Source organism: Pedobacter sp., from assembly GCF_965279535.1.
GTDB lineage: Bacteria > Bacteroidota > Bacteroidia > Sphingobacteriales > Sphingobacteriaceae > Pedobacter.
Genome location: NZ_OZ257244.1, coordinates 458,731 through 482,163 on the forward strand (window position 1 = coordinate 458,731; position 23,433 = coordinate 482,163).

General features: G+C 36.9%; 20 protein-coding genes. 17 read left to right on the forward strand and 3 right to left on the reverse strand.

The window, feature by feature from the left end; genetic code table 11:
• Positions 1–8 precede the first annotated feature (8 nt).
• From ACQY77_RS01550 to ACQY77_RS01565, 4 genes are all read left to right on the forward strand, one after another.
• A complete protein-coding gene (locus tag ACQY77_RS01550) occupies positions 9–2,222 on the forward strand; it encodes an ATP-binding protein (RefSeq protein ID WP_421939747.1) in 2,214 nt (737 codons plus the stop codon).
• Between the two features lie 4 nt (positions 2,223–2,226).
• The gene (locus tag ACQY77_RS01555) at positions 2,227–2,646 is read left to right on the forward strand and encodes a response regulator (protein WP_421939746.1); all 420 of its coding nucleotides are present in this window, start codon (positions 2,227–2,229) and stop codon (positions 2,644–2,646) included.
• Between the two features lie 98 nt (positions 2,647–2,744).
• On the forward strand, positions 2,745–3,347 hold the full coding sequence (locus ACQY77_RS01560; RefSeq protein WP_421939745.1) for a biliverdin-producing heme oxygenase: 603 nt from the start codon (positions 2,745–2,747) through the stop codon (positions 3,345–3,347).
• A 131-nt stretch (positions 3,348–3,478) separates the two neighbouring features.
• Positions 3,479–3,658, forward strand: a complete 180-nt coding sequence (locus tag ACQY77_RS01565; RefSeq protein WP_039482627.1) for a hypothetical protein — start codon at positions 3,479–3,481, stop codon at positions 3,656–3,658.
• A 228-nt stretch (positions 3,659–3,886) separates the two neighbouring features.
• Here ACQY77_RS01565 and ACQY77_RS01570 read toward each other — a convergent pair whose 3' ends face one another.
• Positions 3,887–4,948 carry an HmuY family protein gene (locus tag ACQY77_RS01570; protein ID WP_421939744.1) on the reverse strand — a complete coding sequence of 354 codons (1,062 nt, stop codon included), beginning with the start codon at positions 4,946–4,948 and terminating at the stop codon, positions 3,887–3,889.
• Positions 4,949–4,975: 27 nt separating this feature from the next.
• On the reverse strand, positions 4,976–7,042 hold the full coding sequence (locus ACQY77_RS01575; protein ID WP_421939743.1) for a TonB-dependent receptor plug domain-containing protein: 2,067 nt from the start codon (positions 7,040–7,042) through the stop codon (positions 4,976–4,978).
• Positions 7,043–7,143: 101 nt separating this feature from the next.
• Here ACQY77_RS01575 and ACQY77_RS01580 point away from each other — a divergent pair, with 101 nt between their 5' ends.
• The gene (locus ACQY77_RS01580) at positions 7,144–8,076 is read left to right on the forward strand and encodes a helix-turn-helix transcriptional regulator (RefSeq protein ID WP_421939742.1); all 933 of its coding nucleotides are present in this window, start codon (positions 7,144–7,146) and stop codon (positions 8,074–8,076) included.
• 24 nt (positions 8,077–8,100) lie between these two features.
• On the opposite strand, the gene ACQY77_RS01585 is transcribed toward ACQY77_RS01580, so the two are convergent.
• Positions 8,101–9,117: a LacI family DNA-binding transcriptional regulator gene (locus ACQY77_RS01585; protein ID WP_090882543.1), complete on the reverse strand. Its 1,017-nt coding sequence runs from the start codon at positions 9,115–9,117 to the stop codon at positions 8,101–8,103.
• A 347-nt stretch (positions 9,118–9,464) separates the two neighbouring features.
• On the opposite strand from ACQY77_RS01585, the gene ACQY77_RS01590 reads away from it, so the two are divergent.
• The 12 genes from ACQY77_RS01590 to ACQY77_RS01645 all read left to right on the forward strand — a co-directional run bounded on the left by ACQY77_RS01590 (position 9,465) and on the right by ACQY77_RS01645 (position 23,191).
• The gene (locus tag ACQY77_RS01590; RefSeq protein WP_421939741.1) at positions 9,465–10,052 is read left to right on the forward strand and encodes an RNA polymerase sigma factor; all 588 of its coding nucleotides are present in this window, start codon (positions 9,465–9,467) and stop codon (positions 10,050–10,052) included.
• Positions 10,053–10,123: 71 nt separating this feature from the next.
• Positions 10,124–11,281: a FecR family protein gene (locus ACQY77_RS01595; RefSeq protein WP_421939740.1), complete on the forward strand. Its 1,158-nt coding sequence runs from the start codon at positions 10,124–10,126 to the stop codon at positions 11,279–11,281.
• A gap of 260 nt (positions 11,282–11,541) precedes the next feature.
• Positions 11,542–14,853, forward strand: coding sequence for a SusC/RagA family TonB-linked outer membrane protein (locus ACQY77_RS01600; protein ID WP_421939739.1), 3,312 nt, complete (start codon positions 11,542–11,544; stop codon positions 14,851–14,853).
• A gap of 18 nt (positions 14,854–14,871) precedes the next feature.
• The gene (locus tag ACQY77_RS01605; protein WP_421939738.1) at positions 14,872–16,434 is read left to right on the forward strand and encodes a SusD/RagB family nutrient-binding outer membrane lipoprotein; all 1,563 of its coding nucleotides are present in this window, start codon (positions 14,872–14,874) and stop codon (positions 16,432–16,434) included.
• 114 nt (positions 16,435–16,548) lie between these two features.
• Positions 16,549–17,640 (forward strand): MBL fold metallo-hydrolase, encoded by a 1,092-nt coding sequence (locus ACQY77_RS01610; RefSeq protein ID WP_421939737.1) that lies wholly within the window; start codon positions 16,549–16,551, stop codon positions 17,638–17,640.
• 44 nt (positions 17,641–17,684) lie between these two features.
• The gene (locus ACQY77_RS01615) at positions 17,685–18,047 is read left to right on the forward strand and encodes a hypothetical protein (protein ID WP_421939736.1); all 363 of its coding nucleotides are present in this window, start codon (positions 17,685–17,687) and stop codon (positions 18,045–18,047) included.
• A gap of 49 nt (positions 18,048–18,096) precedes the next feature.
• Positions 18,097–18,891: a hypothetical protein gene (locus ACQY77_RS01620; protein ID WP_421939735.1), complete on the forward strand. Its 795-nt coding sequence runs from the start codon at positions 18,097–18,099 to the stop codon at positions 18,889–18,891.
• 1 nt (position 18,892) lies between these two features.
• Positions 18,893–19,804: a tRNA (adenosine(37)-N6)-dimethylallyltransferase MiaA gene (miaA, locus tag ACQY77_RS01625; RefSeq protein ID WP_421939734.1), complete on the forward strand. Its 912-nt coding sequence runs from the start codon at positions 18,893–18,895 to the stop codon at positions 19,802–19,804.
• Between the two features lie 128 nt (positions 19,805–19,932).
• Positions 19,933–20,454, forward strand: a complete 522-nt coding sequence (locus ACQY77_RS01630) for a hypothetical protein (RefSeq protein ID WP_421939733.1) — start codon at positions 19,933–19,935, stop codon at positions 20,452–20,454.
• A 154-nt stretch (positions 20,455–20,608) separates the two neighbouring features.
• A complete protein-coding gene (locus ACQY77_RS01635; RefSeq protein WP_421939732.1) occupies positions 20,609–21,148 on the forward strand; it encodes a hypothetical protein in 540 nt (179 codons plus the stop codon).
• A gap of 100 nt (positions 21,149–21,248) precedes the next feature.
• Positions 21,249–21,779, forward strand: a complete 531-nt coding sequence (locus ACQY77_RS01640) for a DUF3347 domain-containing protein (protein ID WP_421939731.1) — start codon at positions 21,249–21,251, stop codon at positions 21,777–21,779.
• A gap of 122 nt (positions 21,780–21,901) precedes the next feature.
• Positions 21,902–23,191, forward strand: a complete 1,290-nt coding sequence (locus ACQY77_RS01645) for a citrate synthase (RefSeq protein ID WP_421939730.1) — start codon at positions 21,902–21,904, stop codon at positions 23,189–23,191.
• Positions 23,192–23,433 lie beyond the last annotated feature (242 nt).

Sequence of the window (23,433 nt, forward strand, 5' to 3'; positions counted from 1 at the left end):
TCTCTAAAATGAACAAATTTTCTGTAGACTTAACCAATTGTGATAAAGAACCAATCCATATTCCAGGAAAGATTCAATCTCATGGCTTCTTAATCGCTATCGATAAAGCAAGCTTAAATGTCAGTTATATTAGCGATAATACGGGTACTTTTTTAAATGAAGATCCTAAAAAGTTATTGGGAAAACCCTTGGCGTTAATCAATAGCTTTGTTACCCAAAGAGATCCTGAATTCAATATTGAAGATCTACTCAAACTCGGAATTATCAGGAAAAGCTTTGATGCCATTAGTCCGCATCCGATTGAAATAAACGGAAATCCATTTTACCTGATTATTTCACCATCAACTGTTGATTGGTTGTTAGAATTCGAACCCCTAACATTACAATACGATATCCAAAGTACAATCGGCAGATCGGCATCTGCCATTCTTCAGGGTAAAAGTGTATCTACTTTACTTAGAAATGCTGCTTCAGAGGTGAAGAAACTAATCAATTACGATCGGGTAATGATTTACAAATTTTTAGACGATGGACATGGAGAGGTTGTTGCTGAAGAAAAGGAAGAAAGCCTTGAGCCATTTTTTGGCCTCCATTATCCTGCATCAGATATCCCCAAACAGGCGAGAGAGCTTTATAAATTAAACCTAACGCGTTTGATTGCTGATGTTAACACTGCCGATGCACCAATCATTACCTACACAGAAGATAAGCCGCTGGATTTAACAAACAGTGGATTAAGAGCCGTTTCCCCAATCCACATCCAATACTTAAAAAATATGGGTGTAGATTCAAGTTTCAGTATTTCCCTTATTGCCAGGGGCGAATTGTGGGGATTAATCGCATGCCACAATTATAGCCCCAAATTCATCGATTATAAAGCCCGGGAAGGCTCCAAACTTATTGGTCAGATTTTATCATCGGCATTAGAATACCGTCAGGATGAAGAAGATTCAGAGGTTATTGCACAGTTTAAAGATACTTCTTCGATACTATCTGAGCATTTAAACAGAGATAAATATCTTGTTGAAGCCATTACCGGACACAAGACAACTATTCTTGATATAACTAAAGCCACAGGTGTAGCCATCATTTTTGATAATGGTTTACAAACCCTGGGGAATGTACCCGCAAATGAAGATATTGAAGCGCTTGCGGAATGGCTGAAGAAATCAAGCGACGAAACCATTTATTATACCCACAGACTTTCAGAAATCTTCCATCCCGCTAAAAAATATAAGGAGATTGCATCCGGAATTTTATCATGTGTTTTAAGTAAGGAGTTGGGAGAGATGATTATCTGGTTTAAACCAGAACAAATTACCACGGTTAACTGGGCCGGTAATCCTGAAAAACCAGTGACTACAACAGAAAATGGTTTAATGAGCTTGTCTCCCCGTAAATCATTTGAAACCTGGGCTCAGGTGGTCAATAACACTTCTGAGCGCTGGATGCCTGAAGAGATTGCTTCCGTGTTGCGAATCAGGGAAATTATCATTACCGATGTAAATAAGAAAGCCAATGAAGTAAGGTTGTTGAATGAAAAATTACAGGCCGCATATGAAGAACTAGATACCTTCAGCTATACCATTTCTCACGATTTAAGAACTCCGTTAACCTCTATTAAAACCTATGCCGAGCTATTGCTTAAAAATAAAAGCATTGATGATAATGGAAGAAAAATGCTCGATCGCATTCTCACAGGTGCCGATAAGATGAATTTTCTCATTAAGGAAATTTTAAATCTTGCCCGTGTTGGTCGTTCTGATGTAATTTTTGAAACAGTTGATATGCCTTTGTTGTTAAAAGAAATAACAACCGAAGTTTGGACGGCGTTTAAAGCAGACAATGCCGAACTTATTTTAGGCCAGCTACCAGATTTAAAAGGAGATAATACCATGATTGCACAGGTTTTTACAAATCTGATCAGTAATGCAGTAAAATACTCTTCTATGGTAGAAAAACCTAAAATTGAAGTTTTCGGAAGCGTAAACGACGACGAAACCGTGTATGCTATTAAAGATAACGGTATGGGAATTGACAACCGTTATTATGACAGAGTTTTTGAGCTTTTTAAGCGCATGGACAATGTAAAAGACATTGATGGAACAGGAGTAGGGTTAGCTATTGTAAAGCGTATTGTAGAAAAACACAATGGTAGAGTTTGGTTCGAAAGTAAATTAAATAGTGGATCAACATTTTACGTAGCTTTTAAAAACAGATAAAGAAATGAAAACGCCGGATATATTTTATGTAGAGGATGATGTAGACTACGCTTTTTTCATGCAGAGTGCTATACAAGAGGTGAAAGACACCTTAAATTTAACTATTGTAGAAGATGGAACGGAAGCGCTTCTTAAACTACAGAAATTTGCAGAAAGTAAAACCAAACCCAAATTGATCTTATTGGATTTGAATCTGCCAGGTTTGTCAGGTTTAGATCTTTTAAAGTTTATAAGGGATATTCCTTATTTAAAGTCGATACCAGTTATACTTTTTTCAACTTCTGATAATCCGGAGGATGTCAAAGCATCGATGGAGTTTGGTGCCAATGCCTACCTTACCAAGCCCAATGGCTACGATAATTTAGTGAAGTGTGTGCACTCTGTACACGATTTCTGGTTCAACCAACACCTTCGATTGAATTAATAAACAACAGCATAATAAAGATTCGGGCTTTAACGTTCGAATCTTTTCTTTTTCCCTAAACCATGAACAGATCATGGTATTATTTTTAAACCGTAAATATGATAGCCGACTTACTAAGAAAAGAAACTGCAAATAAACACCAGGAACTGGAATCATTAATGTTTGTGAATGAAATTATGAACCATTCGCTTAGCATTGAAGATTATAAAACACTCCTTACCATAAACTACATCATCCATCAGAAGTTAGAAAATTTACTGGCCAATATGCTGGATGCAGACCTTGCCGGGCAATTAGAAATGAAAAGCAGGTTTAAATTAGCTGCATTGGAGCAAGACCTCAATTACTGGCAAATTGATAACCTGAGCCTTCCAGGGCTAGACTTTGAATTATTTATTCCCCAAAAAAATAATGCAGCAGTATTGGGCGCACTATACGTTTTGGAAGGTGCAACGCTGGGAGGGAATGTAATTAAGAAACACATTATGGCTAATCCTGCTTTTAAGGGACATGAAGCAGGGTTGAATTATTATGGTGTTTATGGCAATGAGCTCAGTACCAAATGGAAAGCATTCGTTTCATTGCTAAACGAAAGCGTATCAGAAGCAGACTATAAGTCTTGTATAGAGAGCGCAAACAGTACCTTTCAAAACCTGATAAACCTGTCAAAACAATTCAAATCTAGCCCTAATAATAAATAAAGGGACTTTTTGCCTTGTTAAAATGTGCAAAACTTATTTTAAATAAATATTTGCTTTCTGTTGTTAATTCAAGGTAAATATGTATAATTGAAAAAATAAATTTTTTAAACCTTAAAAAACATCAATTAGCGATGGAAAAATTTTCAAAAGTTAAAGCTGCTGTAGCTGCTATCGAAGCAGATGTAGAAAAATTTTATAATGCTGGCAATGCAGCTGCTGGTACTCGTGTGCGTAAAGCAATGCAAGATCTTAAAGTTTTAGCACAAGAGATCCGTGCAGAAGTAACTGACAAGAAAAACGCTGGAAAATAATATTTAGCGATTACGTAAAAAGGGTTTCGGTGTACCGGAACCCTTTTTGCGTTTAAGCGGGATTTGTATCAAGATGTTTATATCAGGTATTCAGACTAGACTTATACAGGACTCAAGACTGCAGACTATCTACTCGTGACTAAAAAGATAAAGCTCCCCATCGCGGAGAGCATTTATCCAACTAACAAAACATATTATTTAAAATTTGAGAATGAGTGTGCCTTAAGTCTAGCCTTTCTTAATCAATTTATATTCAATTACAGGCTTTCCGCGGGTTCCACCATCATTGGAGATGAAACTGTTAAATTTTAATTTGTATACATTACCAGAGCCGTCTTTCACTACATAGAAAACATCTGTTTTAACTCCACCACCCGTTCCATTTTGGCCAGGGGAAGTTCTCCAGGTAGATCCGATTACATCTCTTGAAACAGAGAAAGTAAGTCCGGCAAGATCCGACTCCGAAAACGCAGCATAGGTTTTAACTGAAGTAGACACTGATACAGCACTTACACCACCCAGGCTGTTGATGAATACCAGATCAGAGAACGCATATGGGAAGGTTGCAGTGTAATACATGCTATATCCCCATACAATATCCCAATTGGCCTTTGCAGGCTCTACACTTACTAAACTGCCTTTAACCAGAGAAGTAAACTGAAAATTCGCATCTGCATTTTTGGTTATATCTAAGGTTTTAAAGCTCGTTTCGGTAACTTTAGCATACTGTAAAGTGTAACCTGCTCCTTTCCTTAATATCCTAACTTTATAAAGTTCATCATTAGTAAGAACGGTATTTGCACCACCTTTTCTGTTGATGATATAAACCTTATTTTCTGCATCGGTTGCCGAAATTGAAGCAATTGCTGTTTTATTAATAATATTTGTTTCCCTTGGATCGTCGATAAGACTAAAATTTCCGGCACCTTGGCCTACCTTAAGGCTGTTTGGGTCAAAATCAGCGGCAGTAACAGCGTTTAAATCACTTTTATTAATTACAATTGCCGAAGCACCATTGGAGGCATTCAAAATAACTTTAAAATCTGTTCCCGAGTAGAAGCCTAAATCCCAACTATCCCGATCAACGGCAGTTTGTTTATCAGCACTGAAATCTACATAAACACTATTTCCGGCAGCACTGCCAGCTTCTGCAGCAATTAGGCCATTTAGGGTAAGGGTACTACCGTCCGATGGAGGAACAACAATGACAGGCTCATCACCACTTTTTTTACAAGCAGCAAAAGAAACCGCGATTAATGCAATGGATAACAAAGAGTTGAACTTATTCATATTTCTGTTTTTATGTATTTAAATTGATTATTTCTTATTCCAGCTATAAATTAAACCCAAAACATAGGAGCGACCGTAGCTATAGGGTACAGCTACACCACCTGTGCTGTGTGCACCTCCGGTTGCAGTTGAACTATTGGTTAATTGGGTAACATTGAATAAATTTTTTACACCTGCGCTAAGTGTTACATAGCGAATCAGGTTTTTGCTGAGCATTAAATCAGCCCAATGAAATGAGCCTACTTTAACCAATGTTGCCGTATTGTTTTCTGCATTGATTTGGTAGCTCGGAAGACTTCCGGTATACTTATAAAATAAACTCACACTGGTATTGATTTTTGGGAGCGTACAAATAACGTTAGTTGTAATTTCAGTTGCCCAGGCAAATTGAGGAGAGGCCAATGACGCATCTTCCGACAGTTCATTATACCTGCCAATATAAGATAGACCAATAGTAGCTTGTAAATTATTGTAGATCAAGGTGTTTTCTAAGGTTCCACCAATAGTTTTATACTGAGACACATTAATTAATGTAGTTACTGAGGTGTTGGCCGGATCTACACCATATTCAATTCGGTTTTTAAATAAGTTGTAAAAACCGGCTAATGTAGATCTCAATTGAAAATCTTTAGCAGATACTCCTGACCAGGCTAAAGATCCGTTAAAACTGTTGGATTGCTCTGCCCGCAGGCTTGGGTTTCCCAAAATAGTGTGACTGGCATCGATAAAATTATAATACAGTTCTCTTAATGCAGGTGATCTGAAACCTCGTGCATATCCTAGACGTAGGTCAAGTTGTTTTGATAAACTAAACTGGGTATTTAATGAAGGAATTACAGGCGGAGCATCATATACAGAATTCTTAATAAACCGTAATCCTGGTCTGATGTTTATTCCTTTAACAGGCGTGATTTCTGATGAAACAAAGAAAGCATAATCATTAATCACAGGAGAACCGGTAATTCTGGCTCCGCTGGCAGCATCGCGGTTATATTCTAAACCAGGCTGGAAGGAGAGCGATTTATTTGCAACGTAGCGCGCGGTGGCCCTAAAAATGGTAGCATTAAACCTGGCTACATCCTGTTCACCGGCAGCAGTTGTCAATTCTTCATTATTGGTTGTAAAATCGTGAATGACCGATCGTGTTGCACGTTCCAGATTGGTGTAGCCTAAAACCCCTGTAAATTGTAAAGAAGGGGATAACCTATATTCAGATTGTAACTGTTGCGTAAATCGATATGTAGTATAAGTTTGAAACTTGGCCTTATAATTATTGGGATTCATTCCTCCTCTCACGTCAATGCTTTCCTTCAGGCCATCCAGGCGGTACCACATATTAAAGTTATTATTCCGATAACCAACTTTAGCGTTACCTAACCATTGTTCTTTCGGCTTCCACCTGTTGCTAACTGATTCAACCTCTGCAATAGTTGCTGTTTTTTCCGCTAGATTCCAACCCCCAAAATCATTGTGGCTAAAGCCTGCAAGCGTCATCCAGCCTTTATTTTGCCAGCTGATATTAACGTTTTGATTGTGAATACCTTCCCCCGTAAACCCTTGGTATTCAGAACCAGCAGTTTCTTCCTGGATGCGTGCAGATACGTTTACTAATGATTTGCCTGCATTCTTTGTAATAATATTGATTACACCAGCAAGAGCATCAGAACCATACATAACAGACATGGGTCCCTCTACAATCTCTATACGTTCTATAGTATTAATATCGATCTGGTTAAGACTTTCCCTGGTATCAGCCCGGTCTACCATAGGTACACCATCCAGTAAAATTTTAACATTTCGCCCTGTCATGCCCATCAGTTGTACATCTGTTGTACCCAATGTTAAGTCGTTGCTAAATCGAAAACCCAATTCAGTATTCAATACTTGCTGAACACTTGTGGCTGCTCTTAAACGTATTTTCTCTGCTGTAATGGTTTTCACTTGATAAATAGAATTTCTTAAAGTTTTGGGTTTATACTGACCGGTAACTACAATCTCATTCAAATCATTTGCCCTGGTGGTATCAGGCTTAACTTCCTGAGCCATTGCCGACATACCAAAAGTTACCAGGACAACTGAAAAATATATTCTCATTTATTTAGACTAATTATAAATAATTGTGCAAATTTGTGCATAATCGACCTAAGGAGATAACGCAAGCGGGATAATTTATGCCGTGAAACGGATTAATAATTATGGAAATTAAGCTTTCAGAGTTTTCATCAGGGAAAACTATTCATCATCAGGTTTATCCCGATAATTTTAACAGCAGTTCTGATTTAGAAGAAGAGCATAGCCGATATTGTGATTCAAACTATACCATAAGCTTAACAGAAAACTGGTTTGAAGGAATCCATATTTGCCAGCTGTCTATTCAATCGGCTGACGACTGTAATTTTTACCTGGAATGTGATAAAACACATATAGGTCTCTTTTTTTGTCTTTCAGGAAGTATACAACACTATAATAATGAACTAAAAGATCATGTGTTTTCCGTTTCGCAGCATCAATTTCATATCAGCGGTAACACCCGGAAATGCATCACCTTCAACACCGCTTCAGTGCAAGGTATTTTTATCCGTTTAACCCCCGGTTATTATTTAAAGATCGTTAATGATGCGTTCGATGCAACACTCGGAAACCTGAAGGAGAGGGGAATGTCGGCTGAAATTAAAAATATTCTTGATGAGCTATCAACAATTAAATACACAGGAAGACCAAAAAGATTACTCATTGAAGCTAAGATATTAGAAATGCTCGTTCATCTGGTTGCGCAACAACCCAGGTACAATAACGTTACCATGAAAGATGAGGATATCAGTAAAATTATGCTGGCTAAAACAATTGTAGAAAATAATATCCAAAAGCCTTATTCTATTCTGGAACTTTCGCGAAAAGCAGGATTAAATGATTATAAGCTGAAAAAAGGATTTAAGGAAATTGTTGGGCATACTGTTTTTGGATACCTGAATCACATCAGAATGGAAAAAGCACATCAATTACTAACTGCTGATAAAAAAGCTGTAAATGAAGTTTCCTTTCTTGTGGGATACAAAAACGCACAACATTTTATAGCAGCTTTTAAGAAAAAATACAATATCCTGCCAGGTAAACTGAAGAAGATTTAAACTTAGCGCAAACGTTTGATTTACCTATTCCTCAACATTATTGATAATCAAATCAGACTCTACAATTGTATTATAATAGGCCTGGGTTTCAGCATTCGGGCTGTTGATTAAGTCTAAAAGAATATTCGCCGCCTTTTGCCCCTGCAGGTAAGGATATTGCTCAACAGAAGCAACTGGCGTATGATCTAAATAACTGATAATAGGTAAGTTAGCATAACTAACTACATCAAATTCATCGATAACATTAAGTTTTTTAAAGTATTTGATGAGAAACAAAGCAACATAATCATTAAAAGCTACAATTGCTGTAGGTCTCCGTTTATGATTCAGGAATTGATTAGCTGCTTCAATGGTTCCCTGCTCTGTTAAATCGCAGTTTATGATTAAAGATGGATCTACTTTTAAGCGGTTAAAAGTAATGGCTTGCATATAGCCATCCTTTCTTTCATCACTGGCATATAAAGTATTCGGGCCGTTAATCATTCCAATACTTCTGTGGCCTTTTTTCAAAAGGTAATTTACTGCTTTCACTGTAGCACTTTCTAAACTGCATGCTACATAATGAACATTTTTAAAAGGAGGTATCCGATCAAAAAATACAACAGGGATATTGAAAGAATTCAGTTTCTCGAAATGATCAAACTTCGAAGTGTCCTTACTTATAGATACTAAAAGACCATCTACCCGCTGATTTTTCATTTTCTCTACTAATTTTACTTCTTGCTCATAATTATCGTGCGACTGTGCAAAAATTACAGTGTAGTTCTTTTTGAGTGCCTCATCTTCAATGGCAGATATCGCAGTAGAGAAGAAATGTTCTGATAGCTCTGGTAAAATTACGCCAATGGTGTAAGTTTTGCCTTTCTGAAAAAGAATAGCCGCGTTGTTAGGCTCGTAGTTAAGCGATTTAGCCAGCTGTTTTATCTTCTCTCGGGTAACTGCTCCAATACTGGGATGATCATGCAGACCTCTTGAAACACTCGATGGAGAAATGTTTAAAATTCTGGCAATTTCCTTTATGGTTGTCGGTTTTGATTGCATTCTAACAGCTAAGCTAATTAAATTTCTTCTAACTATAATAATACGAAATTAATCAAACGTTTGCGTGTTTTTTTTCTTTATTTATTTTACCACTTATTTGAATATTTCCTAGATTAGAAAGAGCAAAACCAAATAAAAAAATTAACTGACACAAACCATAAGCTATCAGCTTGTAACTGAGTACTATATTAGCCGTTCCTGTTGAATTCTTCATTTGTTTATAGTAACTTAACATGGGTTGTTTTACTTTGTCCACCAAATGCAAGAATTATATTAATTATTTTTATGTTGAAATGATTTTTTAAATTGCTGTAAAGATCAAATACATTTTTTTGTCTAAAAACTATATGCATAAGGAATTAGAAAGTAATTTTTTTCTACTTGTAAAGTCGGATAAAGACAAGGCATTTCAACTTGTTTTTGATGCTTACTGGCAAGCGCTTTACAATCAGGCTTATAGGAAAGTGCAATGTAAAGATATAGCCCAGGATCTTGTTCAGGATGCATTTATCTCCCTTTGGGACAAGATTGAATTGCTGGATGTAGAGAAAAGTGTATTAGCTTATTTATATGCAATTCTGCGAAATAAAACACTTAAACTGTATGAGAAGAATGAAGTACGGATGAAATATGCTTTAAGTGTAACCGCTCAGGAAATTCCAGCAGACCAATATTCTCAAAATCTTTTGCTGGAGAAGGAACTCACAGCGATCATCAATGACGAGGTTGCTAAAATGCCATCCCGTATGCGTGAGATCTATCTGCTTAAAAAAGATGATGAACGTTCAATTAAACAAATCGCCAGCGATCTGTCATTATCTGAGCAAACCATCAAAAATCAACTTCAGATGGCTTACCAGCGTTTAAGAACACGTGTAAAAGATTACGATTCTTCTTTAGCACTTTTAGCCATATTTATTGCTAAAAATCTTTAGTTCTTAAAAAAATAAAAATCTTATAGTACTTTTTTAAAGGGTATCGGATATATGCTTAAAAGACATTTATTTTGGATACCGAAAAACTCAAATATTTACTCAAAAAATACAACAGTCGATCTGCTACACCCGAAGAAAAACGGTTAGTAGAAGATTGGTATGAAAGGGTGGGTACGGAAATTCCTGCAATGGCTGAGGATGAATTGCTTCCTCTTAAGGAGAATATCTTCAGCCAGGTTAAAGCCAACATCACTTCGAATAAACCAAAATCCAGGAATAGCATCGCTTTGAGCTTTATGCGCGCTCACCTTTCAAAAGCAGCAGTTTTAACTGCATTGATAATGGGGGCAGCTTATTTCTATTTTAAACAACCAAAATTAAAATCAACGGCAAATCAGATTGTTCAGGTTAAAAAAGAAATAAAACCTGGCGGAGACAATGCCATTTTACAACTTGCAGACGGATCTACGATAACTTTAAATGAAGCCGCCAACGGGCACCTGGCAAATCAGCAAGGAATTAAAGTGACAAAAACCAAAAGTGGTGAGTTGGTTTATAGTGTTACCAATCAGACCAGCCAGAATCGGGTAATGCTAAATACCGTAAGCACACCAAAAGGTGGACAATACCATTTAATATTAGTAGATAAAACGGAGGTTTGGCTAAATTCAGGTTCATCAATCACCTTTCCAACTGCCTTTTCAGGAAAGGATAGAAAAGTTAAAATAACCGGAGAAGTTTACTTTGAGGTAGCTAAAGACAAAACAAAGCCTTTTATAGTTAACACCAATCGTTCTGAAATCAGCGTATTGGGTACTCATTTTAACATTAACGCTTACCCTGATGAAGAAGCTGAAGCGACAACTTTATTAGAAGGCTCAGTAAAAGTGAAACGAAATCAGGAGATGGTTTTGTTAAAGCCTGGCCAGCAAGCCAGTATAGATCATCGTGCTCAAAGAATTAATCTTAGGGAAATAGATAATCCTGAAGCCATCATTGCATGGAAGAATGGGTATTTCCAGTTTGAAAGAGCAGATTTAGCCTCTGTTATGCGTCAAATCTCCAGATGGTATGATGCCGATGTTCGTTATAACGGAGCGTTCCCGGTTAAAGAATATACAGGTAAAATACCTAGAAAAGTAAGCGTTAATAAGCTTATCGAAATGCTTTCATATTCAGGAATTCATTGTACAATTAATAACAATCAAATTATTGTAAATCCAAAATAAACCGTAAAACTATTATACAGATATGAAGCATTAATACCACCAAACTAAACCATTAATATCTTCAAAATAAAAAACGAGAAGTGTTCGTACCACTTCCCGTCAAAGTTTTGGGATTAAATCCTGAAGAGAAGTCTCATCAGGAAAACAAAAAGTTATCTAAGCTATAATGTTTAAAACCCAGATTCAAAGTTATGAATTTTTGTACATTCTTTAATGCCGTTTTTAAAATACGGCATATCCCTAAACAACTCATAATGGTTATGAAGCTAACAACAATACTTTTAATCGCTACCCTTTGCCAGGTTAGTGCAAGTGTTTATAGCCAAAACATAACATTAAAGCAAAAAAATGCTTCGATGGAATTGATTTTCAGGTCAATAGAGCAGCAAAGCGATTACGTATTTCTATACGATAATCTCGAGGTTTCCAAAGCCCAAAAAGTATCTATTAATGTAAAGGACGCCTCAATAGACCAGGTTTTATCACTGTGCTTTAAAGATCAGCCATTAACCTATAAAATTTTTGATAAAACTATAGTACTCAAAAAGAAAGCACTATCTATCTCAAGCATAACATTAGAAAATATTACAGGTAAGGTGCTCGACGAGAACGGTTCACCCATTATTGGTGCCAGCATTTTAGTAAAAGGAACCAAAATTGGAGCCACTACAGATGGAAACGGAAATTTCAGTATCAATGCCAATACAGGGGCAATTTTAGTGGTTTCTTACATTGGCTACAGCGCTAAAGAAGTAACCGTTACCGGAAATCAGACTTATACCATTTCACTTCAGCCTTCGCCTACGAATTTAAACGATGTAGTGGTGACTGCTTTAGGCGTAAAACGCTCTGAAAAGGCATTGGGTTACGCCGTACAACGGGTAAGTGGAAAAGATGTGAACACAGTGAAAGGAGTAGATTTAGGAACATCATTAACCGGTAGAGTAGCGGGCTTAGTTGTAAAAAATTCTACAGAATTCAATGCTCGACCGACCTTAGAACTTCGGGGTGAATCTGCCATACTGGTAGTGGATGGCGTAGATTATGATAATTTATCTTTAAGAGATATCCCAACAGATGATATTGAAAGCATTGATATCTTAAAAGGACCAACAGCATCAGCGCTTTATGGTGCCCGTGCTAAGGGTGGCGTTTATTTGATTACCACTAAGAAGGGGGCTGCAGGTAAGGGATTTTCTGTAGACTTAAATAGCAATACAATGTTTACATTAGGATATCTTGCTATTCCTGAAGTACAAAGTTCATATGCACGTGGACAGAATGGTGTAATAGATAATGATTACGTGTGGGGACCAAGATTAGATGCGGGTAATACTGCCAGAGATTGGAATCCCGTTACTAAACAATTTGAAAATAACCGCCCATTAGTTTCTGTAGGGAAAGATAACCTCAAAAACTTCATGAATACTGGTATTGTCGCAAACAATAACATTACTGTAGCACAAACCGGTGAAAATGGAAGCTTTAAAATTGGAGTAAATCATATTTACAATAAGGGCCAGTTTCCAAATCTGGAACTTAATATGATTAACCTAACAACAGGAGGGGAAATTAAGATAAATGACAAATTCAAGATTGAAAGCCACATTGGAATCAGCCGCAGATCTGCTCCACAAACATGGGGAACAGGTTATAATTCGCAAGGTTATCTTTATCAGATGGTAATGTGGACCGGGACTGAATACGACATCAGAGATTACAAGGATTATTGGGTTATTCCCAATAAAACTCAAAACTGGATGTACACCAATTGGTATGATAATCCGTATTTAATTGCCTATGAGAAATTGGATGCCATCCAGCAAAATATGATGAACGCCAGTGTTACTGCGAATTATAAGTTTTCCCCAAATTTAAATTTAATGTTGCGTATCGGGTATGACAACTATAATTTCAGAGAAACTATGCGTAATCCAACAGCCAATATTTATTCAACGAGGGGGCTAGAATCTGCTAGAGGAGGTATTGGTGGTTGGGATGCCAAAGGGTTATATCGTATATATGATACAAAGGGTTATAGCACCAGTAACGATTTAATACTTTCTTACAATAAAAAGATTGATAAGTTCTCATTTGATGCGCTGGTAGGAGGTAACTTTTTTCACAAGGAAGATGAATCATTGTTGGCCGCAACAAAAGGGGGCCTTATCTCTCCAACATTTTACTCTTTAAACGGATCGGTAGAACCACCAACAATTACTCCATCTTTTAGGCCGAAAGAAACCAGTAGTTTGTATGCACGAGCATCCCTTGGTTGGAATGATGCAGTATTTCTGGATTTTACAGGCAGAAATGATTGGTTATCTACACAACCAGTATCAACACGATCATATTTTTATCCTTCTATAGGTTCAAGTGTCGTCATATCAGAATTGATGAAATTACCAGCAATTATAGATATGTTTAAAATAAGGGGTTCATTTGCTGTATTTAAAACACCTGCTGATATTTTTGAGACTAATAGACTTTACAGTACGTCAACAAATGCCTGGAATGGTCTAAACTCAGCAGATTATCCATCCAAACTTATTGGAAATGCCGATATATTACCGAGTTCGGCACGCACATGGGAAATTGGGACTGCAGGTTATTTGTTTAAAAGACGTATACATTTTGATGTTGCATACTTCAACAAATATTATTTTAACCAACAGGTTACGGCTACAATACCATCATCTTCGGGGTTTTCGAATACACTGGTTAATACTAAAGAAACTTATACACGAAGAGGATTGGAAATTACAGTCGATGGTTCAATTATAAAAAATAAAAATTTTGAATGGTCATCAACGATTAACTGGTCAAATCAACATCGCTACTACGATAATTTAGACCCAGTTTATTCGCCAGATAATTTATGGGCAAAACCGGGAGAAAGGCTGGATTATTATACCAGTAACTATTGGCTAACCGATCCACAAGGGAATGTTATCCATCAGAGCGGATTACCTGTTAAAAGTAATTATCCGAAGAAATTAGGATATGGCGAGCCAGATTTTAGCTTCGGCTTTTTCAATAATTTCAGTTACAAGCAATGGAATTTAGGTGTTAGTGTTGATGGCCGAATTGGAGGGCTAATGTACAACCAGCTCTATGATAAAATGTTTGATACAGGAACTGCTCCTGAAACTGATAATCAGTATCGTTATGATCAGGTAGTGAATAAATTAAATAACTATGTTGGAAAAGGAGTAAAAGTAATATCAGGAACAGTTACTTATGACAAATACGGGCAAATAACAAGTGATACCCGCCAATATGCTATTAATGATGTACAAACAGGTTATCAAAATTATGCTCAAAATTTTAGGGGAGGGGATCTCGGGATCCAGGATGAATCTTTTGTAAAACTCAGAGAGATTTCATTAGGCTATCGCATTCCTTCGAAGCTTATTAATAAATTAGGGCTTAAATCAGCGTCACTAACCGCTACAGGACAAAATTTGCTCCTATGGACAAAATTCAAGATGTCAGATCCAGATATTGATAGCGAAAACTTGAATTCTCCTTCGCAACGTATGATAGGTTTCAATATTAAAGTGGGCTTATAGTTAAATAACAAGATTTTTATGAAAACTAAGATTTTAAAATATATGTTGATTTTGCCCCTCATGGCAATATTAACCAACGGTTGCAAGAAATATGATGACATTAATACCAATCCAAATGCAACTACACAGGTAAATGCGGCGATGCTGGCCACTTCGATGATTTTGAATATTACCAGAAGCGACATTGCGTCTACAAAAGGTTTTATGCAACCCTTTTTATTGGGGAAATATTTAACCTGGGGTGAAGGGCAGGAAGGACTTCAATACAATAATTTGGGAAGAACTGATTTTAACAGAATAACCCTGTTGCGTAATGTAACTCCTATGATTAATTATGCCACTAATGACGGTTTAAAGAAATCTTATGAGGCATTGGGTCATTTTATACGCGCATGGCAATTCTATCACACAACCATTCAGGTGGGTGATATTCCTTATACAGATGCCGTAAAAGGAGAAACAGAAGGGATTTTACAACCTAAATACGATACGCAAAAGACAGTTTTCCTGGGTATATTGAATGAATTGGATCAGGCGAATACGCTTTTTGCAGCTGGAAGTACCTTTGAAGGGGATGTGATTTTTGCAGGAAATACTGATAAGTGGAGACGTTTAGTTAACAGTTTTGAATTGCATGTACTCATTAATTTATTCAAAAAAACTGCTGATGCTGATTTAAAAGTGATTGACCGTTTTAAAGATATAGTAGCCAACCGACCCTTAATGCGTGATTACAACGACAACTTTGCACTGGCCTACAATGCTACAGCCGGGCAGAATTATCCATGGAGTGATGTTCCTGCCGGATCTGGTAATTCATTCGTAAAATCGAACTATACCATGTTAAGTACTACATTAATTAACCCATTGAAAGCTTTACAAGATAGAAGATTGTTTTATTATGCAAAACCATCTCCGGTTAAAGTTACTGGTGGTTTATCTGAATCGGATTACAATGCATATGTAGGAGCAGAGCCATCAACAGCTTTCTCAACGTTACAAACCATGCGTGTAGGTAAAGATTACTCGGATATCAACAACAGGTATGTTCAATTGGTTAATGCAGAACCGGTAAGTGTGTTTAGCTATTGGGATTTACAATTTATTTTGGCTGAGGCAACTGTTAGGGGTTGGATATCTGGCACAACTGCGCAAACTTATTATGCAGCCGGCATTACCAACTCCATGAACTTCATTGTAAAAAACACACCCGATTTAGCTGACTATCATCACAATATGAAAATGGAGGCCGCATACATCAATGTCTATCCCACTACTGGTGCAGTAGCTTTAACCGGATCTACTGAAAACCAGATTCAGCAAATCATCACACAAAAATATTTAGCTAATTTTTTACAGGGAAGTAAGTATCAATCCTGGTTCGAAAACAGAAGAACAGGTTATCCTGTGTTTGTACTTAATACTGCTACAAATTTAAATACACCTTCTGGTAATTTTCCTTTAAGATGGCTTTATCCATCAAATGAATTAAATTATAACAGCGCCAATCTTGCTGCCGCAGTAGCTAGTCAATATGCCGGATCAGATGATAACAATCAAATGATGTGGTTGTTAAAATAAATTGGTTGAGTTGAATAGGAGTGTCTTCGGGTAATCGAAGGCACTTTTTTATTTACACACGGCTAACACAATTCAGGTGGTATATCCATACTTTAGTTTCTTTAAACTAAAAATATGATTACTACACTGTATATCGTGATTCTTTTCATCGTTCTGTTCATTGTCATCACAAGTCTTCCGGTATTTGGCAGTTTGCCAAAAGGATTTAGACTGGTAACGATTAAACAACAACCAAACTATAAAGATGGTTCACTGCAGAATCTTTCGTTTACGCCAATGCAACCTGAAGGTGTGTCATTCTTTAATGTTTTAAAAGAATTTCTTTTCGGAAAACATCCGGATAAATCGCCAATTAATGCGCTCCCATACATCAAACCCGATCTAAATTCAAAAGCTAACGAAACGGAAATCATTTGGTTTGGCCATTCTTCTTATCTTATTAAAGTTAACGGCTACAGGATCTTAGTTGATCCGGTTTTTAGCAAAACACCCTCCCCATTTTCTTTTATTGGAGGTAAAGCTTTTAAGGGTACAGATTTTGTTCATGCCGAAGAATTTGAAAATATAGATGTTTTAGTCATTACGCACGACCACTATGATCACCTTGACTATCCAAGTATTTTAAAAATTTCACCTAAAACCAGTCAAATCGTAACTTCCTTAGGCGTCGGTGCGCATTTAGAAAAATGGGGCATAAGTGCGAAGAAAATTACTGAATTATCCTGGAATCAATCAGCAGAGTTAGCTCCCGGACTTTCTTTAACTGCGGTACCTGCCAGGCATTTTACAGGTAGGAAGTTTAAACGTAATCAAACTTTATGGTCTGCCTTTATCCTGCAAGCATCAGATAAGAAAATATTTTTAGGAGGAGATTCTGGTTACGACACCCATTTTACCCAAATTGGTCAGGAATATGGCCCATTTGATCTGGCTATCCTGGAATGCGGACAATATAATCATTACTGGCCTTTTATACATATGTTTCCCGAACAAACTGTACAAGCCGCTATTGATCTAAAAGCCAGGGTTCTACTACCCGTTCACTGGGGGAAATTCAGTTTGGCCATGCACCCATGGAACGAACCGGTAGAAAGGGTAGTGGTAGCTGCGAAGAACCTTAATCAGGTTATTGCTACGCCTAAATTAGGTGAAACAATTGTTTTAGATAAGCACTTACCAATCGAAAAATGGTGGAATAATTATTAAACAATAATGGCCATCCCGTGTTTATCTTTAAACCTATTGCCATTATGAAAACTGATCTTGTAGAAATTTTTCAAACCATTAGAGCAAGCATTCAACCTTATGCTTCACGTGGATATACGGTTCATGAAAATTCAGAAACTGGATATGACCTTTATAGTGAAAAAAACATCGAGGTGGAGGGAAAAAAAATTACTGAACGTTTTTTTATCGGAGTATATATCAACGGAAGCCAGGTGGAAGTAAAACTTAATACAGTAGAATTTGAAACCTCAAGGCATGAACTCAATGATTTTGGCCCCAATAATCAAGGTTTTCAATTTGACGCACTAACAGATGCTGATCTTAAAGAAGTTGAAGTCTTCACCGAGATTATTCATACACATTTTAAAGAAAAAGAATGGATTTAAGTTTGGATAGCTAAATTTGCGTTTTAAACGACATTTTAGCACCATATCATTGAATACCTTAACCAGAGAAACAATTAAAGAGAATTGGTATAATCCGTTATGCATAATGCTGGAGCAAATAGGCATATCATCTCATTTTTCTTTGTCAGGCAAAATTAAGATACTTAAGGTTGGAAATGAGTTGGCCTTAAGCTTAATAGATATCATAAACCCATTTTCCCCGGATGATTTATTAGCGATCCAACAAGCTTATCAAATACAAAATGTTAAACTGGTACACCTCTGGGAAGATGTTTGGTTGAGCAGGCCAGAACAAGTTTTAGCCAGGATTCAATCGCTGCTTGGTAGTAACAAACGCATTCACGGTAGAAAAACAGCAGTTAAAAGAATAAGTAAACCAATAGCTGATGTGTTCCTAAACACAAATCACCTTCAAGGAACAGTAACTGCCCGATATAAAATGGGACTATTTTTAGGAGATGAATTAGTAGCTGTTGCTAGCTTTTCTGGCCTCAGAAAGATGAGCTACTCCGAAAGTTATAGATCAGCAGAGCTAATCAGATTTGCAGTAAAAGCAGGATATTCCGTTACGGGAGGCTTGAGCAAGTTAATCTCAGCATTTGAAGCGGAATTTAAGCCTCAAGACATTATGACTTATTCAGACAATGATTGGTCTGCTGGTAATGCTTATTTTCGGCTAGGGTTTAAGCAAACAGACATACTTAAACCGCAATATTTCAATCTCGATGAGAATTTTCAGCGTTCTTTGGAAAAAGAAGCAAATCATAGTATTAATCCCAAAGTATTCAATACCGGAAGTTTAAAATTTATCTTAAAATTCTGATATGCAAAATTATAATCTGATTGTTATTTTAGGTGCAACAGCATCCGGCAAAACAAAACTTGCCGTAGAAGTTGCTGCTGCGCTTGATACGGAGATTATCAGTGCAGATAGCAGGCAAATATTCAGAGGAATGGATATCGGTACCGGTAAAGACCTTAATGAATATGCGCTTGCTGGAAGAAAAATCCCCTATCATTTAATTGATATTCTAGATGCTGGAGATCGATATCATGTAGATGCTTTTAAAAATGATTTCTTTGAGGTTTTTGAAACCCTTAGCAGTAAGCAAAAAGTTCCAATACTATGTGGGGGTACTGGATTATATATTCATAGTATCCTCCAGAATCAGACCTATACTGCTGTTCCTGTTAATTCCGAACTAAGGAGCCAGCTTGACGTTTTGGAAAAGGACGCATTAATGATCAAACTACTGGATTATCCAAATACTGCCTATGTAGATCTACATTCTAAAAAACGCCTTATTAGGGCTATTGAAATTGCAGAATATTTAAAATACAATGAAATTCCAGCTGTAGAAAGACCTGCTATTAAACCTATAATATTTGGTCTTAAGAATGAAGTGGCACAAACCAGGGAAAATATTCTCCATAGGCTGTCGGAAAGGCTGGATGCCGGAATGATTGAGGAAGTGGAACAATTAATTAAATCGGGTATTGACCCCGAAATGTTAGTGTTTTATGGTTTGGAATATAAATTTATTGTTAACTATTTAGCAGGATTATTAAGCAAAGCCGAACTGAAGGAAAAATTGGGAATTGCTATATGCCAATATGCCAAGCGGCAAAATACCTTTTTTAGAAAAATGGAAAAGGACGGTGTTGATATCGTTTGGCTAAATGCGAGAGCGGAAACCAACCATTTAAAACAGCTGATTTTAGAAAAGGTTTTATAAAGGATTTTTTATTGAATTTTGACTTGTTTTTAGCTAAAAAAGTGGTTTTTACATATGAAAAAGCCGTTTTTGGCACAACCTTTGTAATTGTTGGAGTGTATTAGTTTAACTCAAAATCAATCCTTAAAATGAAAACAATTACTAAAATTCTGGCTACTTCAGCAGCTGCAGTAGCTTTATTCTTTACGACGAATGCTAATGCTCAATCACAAAAATTAGGAATAGGCCTAACCGCAGGTATACCAACAAGTGATGCTTACAAATTTGCAGCAGGTGCTGATTTACGTTACCAGTTCGATGTAGATAAACAATTATCAATCCCCGTAACAGCAGGTTACACCCGCTTGTTTGCAAAAGATTACACCATTGGCAATGTAACCTATGAAGGTGTGGATTATGGCTATATTCCTGTAAAAGTAGGTGCTAAATACTTTTTTGACGATTCAGGATCAGGTGTTTATGGCTTAGCAGAATTAGGTGCCGGATTTGGTACCAATGATGGCGCCGGAACTTCTTTTGTTTATTCACCAGCGCTTGGTTATGCATGGAGTAGCGGCCTTGATTTAGGTGTGAAATATGAAGGCTTAGCACAAAATGGAACAAGCACAGGCTTCTTCGGTCTGCGTATAGCTTACGGATTCGGTCTGTAAACCGAAAAAAAAAATAAAAAAGAGAAGTCTTCAAGCAATTGAAGACTTTTTTTTATTCTTATAAATTCTGAAAAATTTGAAAATTTAAAATCTGTTCAGGTATTTAATTACGTAAATCAATTAAATCCAAAAATTGATAATTAAATCACCTAACATGAAAACAATTACTAAACTCTTCGCTGGTGCAGCAACTGTAATAGCGATTTTTACAGCAACCCAATCAGATGCTCAAACCATGAGTAGCACAACCACGAACGGCATGGCCTTTAAGATTGGCTTTGGCGTTAACGGGGGAGTATTTACCAAAGGGTCTGAAATGGACTATGGTTATGGAGCGGATGCCAGGTTACAGTACGATTTGAGCAAAGATGTAGCTTTGACTGCATCTGGCGGATATACCCGATTAAGGTGGAAGAACAGCCCGCTTAATTTTCAATTTATACCATTGATGGGAGGTGTAAAAGCTTTTGTAGTAGACAGAATGTACCTGAATGCGCAGGCAGGGACTGGTTTAGCCATTGAAGATGGAGCCAACATGAACTTTATTTATTCAGGAGGCTTGGGTTACGAATGGAATAACGGATTAGAACTGGGTGTGAAATACGAAGGTTATGTAAATAATAGCGCATCTGACCTTTATTTCATGAAAACAGGCCAATTTAACTTAAGATTAGGCTATAATTTTAAGCTTTAGTCGTAAGCATGTATTTTTTTTCAAAAAGCCTTGTAAAATGCAGGGCTTTTTTTGTGGTTTTAATATTAAAATTGCTATTTTGAGCCGAAAACCAAATACAATGAAACGGATATTCGGAACAGCCATTTTGGCAACATTATTGGCTTGTGGTCAAGCAGACAAAAAATCATCAGAAACCAGTGATACTACAGTTAAAGATTCGGTAGTAAATACTACCTCAGCTACGCTGAAGGATGAAAAAATCAATGCAATTTTTTCAAAATACGAAGACCTGAAAAATGCCCTGGTAAAATCTGACTCCTTAGCAACGCAAAAAGCAGCTGCAGTGTTGCAGCCTGAACTTGCCAGTTATAAAGGCTGCGAGCCTACTGCTGAAGTAGCTAAAAAAATTGCCGCATCAACTAATCTCTCCACTCAAAGAGAAGCTTTTACAGTATTGAGTTCAGATTTAATTGCCTTGTTAAATACAGCAGATGTAGCCACTGGAACCGTTTATATACAACATTGTCCAATGGCCAATAAAGGAGATGGAGGTGATTGGTTATCATCAGCTAAAGAAATCAGAAATCCATATTATGGGGATGAAATGCTGGAATGTGGTCGCGTTACAGCAGAAATAAAAGCCAAATAAGCATTAATTAAAGTATGATTGTTACGTCGATTTGACTAATATTTCATTTTTAATTAACAGATTTGTTATGCACGAATATTAATTTTATATAATTTAGGAAGCTATAAACACAATACAATAATATGTCAGATATTGCAGAGATCAAAGTAGATGGTAAGACGATAGAATTGCCAGTAATAACAGGAACAGAAGATGAAAAAGCCATTGATATTTCGAAGTTAAGAGATACCTCCGGTTTTGTAACTTTAGATACTGGTTTTAAAAATACTGGTTCAACCAAAAGTAAAATCACCTTTCTGGATGGCGAGAAGGGCGTTTTAAAATATAGGGGTTATTCTATTGAACAACTTGCCGAAAAATCAAGCTTTTTAGAAGTTGCTTATCTGGTAATTTATGGTGATTTACCTAATCAAACTCAATTGGAGGGTTTTCAGGCTGAAATCAGCAAACACACGCTGATTCATGAAGACATGAAGAAGTTCTTTGATGGTTATCCTTCAAGATCGCATCCAATGGGGCAGTTGGGATCATTGGTTTTCTCACTTTCTACATTCTACCCAGAGTGTTTGAAGCCAAATCAAACCGCAGAAGAGCAAAATTTAACCATCATTAAGTTGTTGGCTAAATTACCTACAATTGTTGCCTTTATTTATAAAAAATCATTAGGCCATCCGCTAATCTACCCTAAAAACAAATACGATTACGTAACCAACTATTTATGGATGACTTTCGGTCAGCGTACGGAAGACTATGACGTCAATCCAGTGGTCGTAAATGCGATGAATAAATTACTTATTCTCCATGCGGATCATGAGCAAAACTGTTCAGCATCAACAGTACGTATTGTAGGTTCTTCTGACTGTAACCTATATGCTTCTATTTCAGCTGGTATCGCTGCTTTGTGGGGCCCGCTTCACGGTGGTGCCAATCAGGCTGTAATTGAAATGTTAGAGCTTATTAAAGAAGATGGCGGAGATACAGAGAAATGGATCAATAAAGCTAAAGATAAGAATGATCCTTTCCGCATGATGGGCTTTGGACACCGCGTTTACAAAAACTTTGACCCAAGAGCGAAGATTATTAAAAAAGCGTGTGACGATATTTTAGAAAATTTAGGGATTGACGATCCGGTTTTAGAAATCGCCAAGAAATTGGAAGAAGCTGCTTTAACAGACCAATACTTCATTGACAGAAAACTTTACCCTAACGTAGATTTCTATTCTGGAATCATTTACAGAGCACTAGGCTTTCCTTCAGAAATGTTTACCGTTTTATTCGCTCTAGGACGTTTACCGGGATGGATTGCCCAATGGAAAGAAATGAAAGAAAACAAAGAACCTATTGGTCGTCCTCGTCAGATTTACGTTGGCGAAGTAGATAGAGAATTCGTAGAGCTAAAGGACAGAAAATAATAACCCTCAATAATTTAAAGGAGATCTATCATTAAAGATCGATTGTCATCCTGAGCTTTTCGAAGGGATCTTAATATGCATTATTAGGGTGTTTCGACAGGCTCAACCTGACAGAAAGAAATCCATCATAAACATCAATTGTCATCCTGAGCTTGTCGAAGGACCTTAATATGTATTCTTAGGGCGTTTCGACAGGCTCAACCTGACAGAAAGAAATCCATCATAAACATCGATTGTCATCC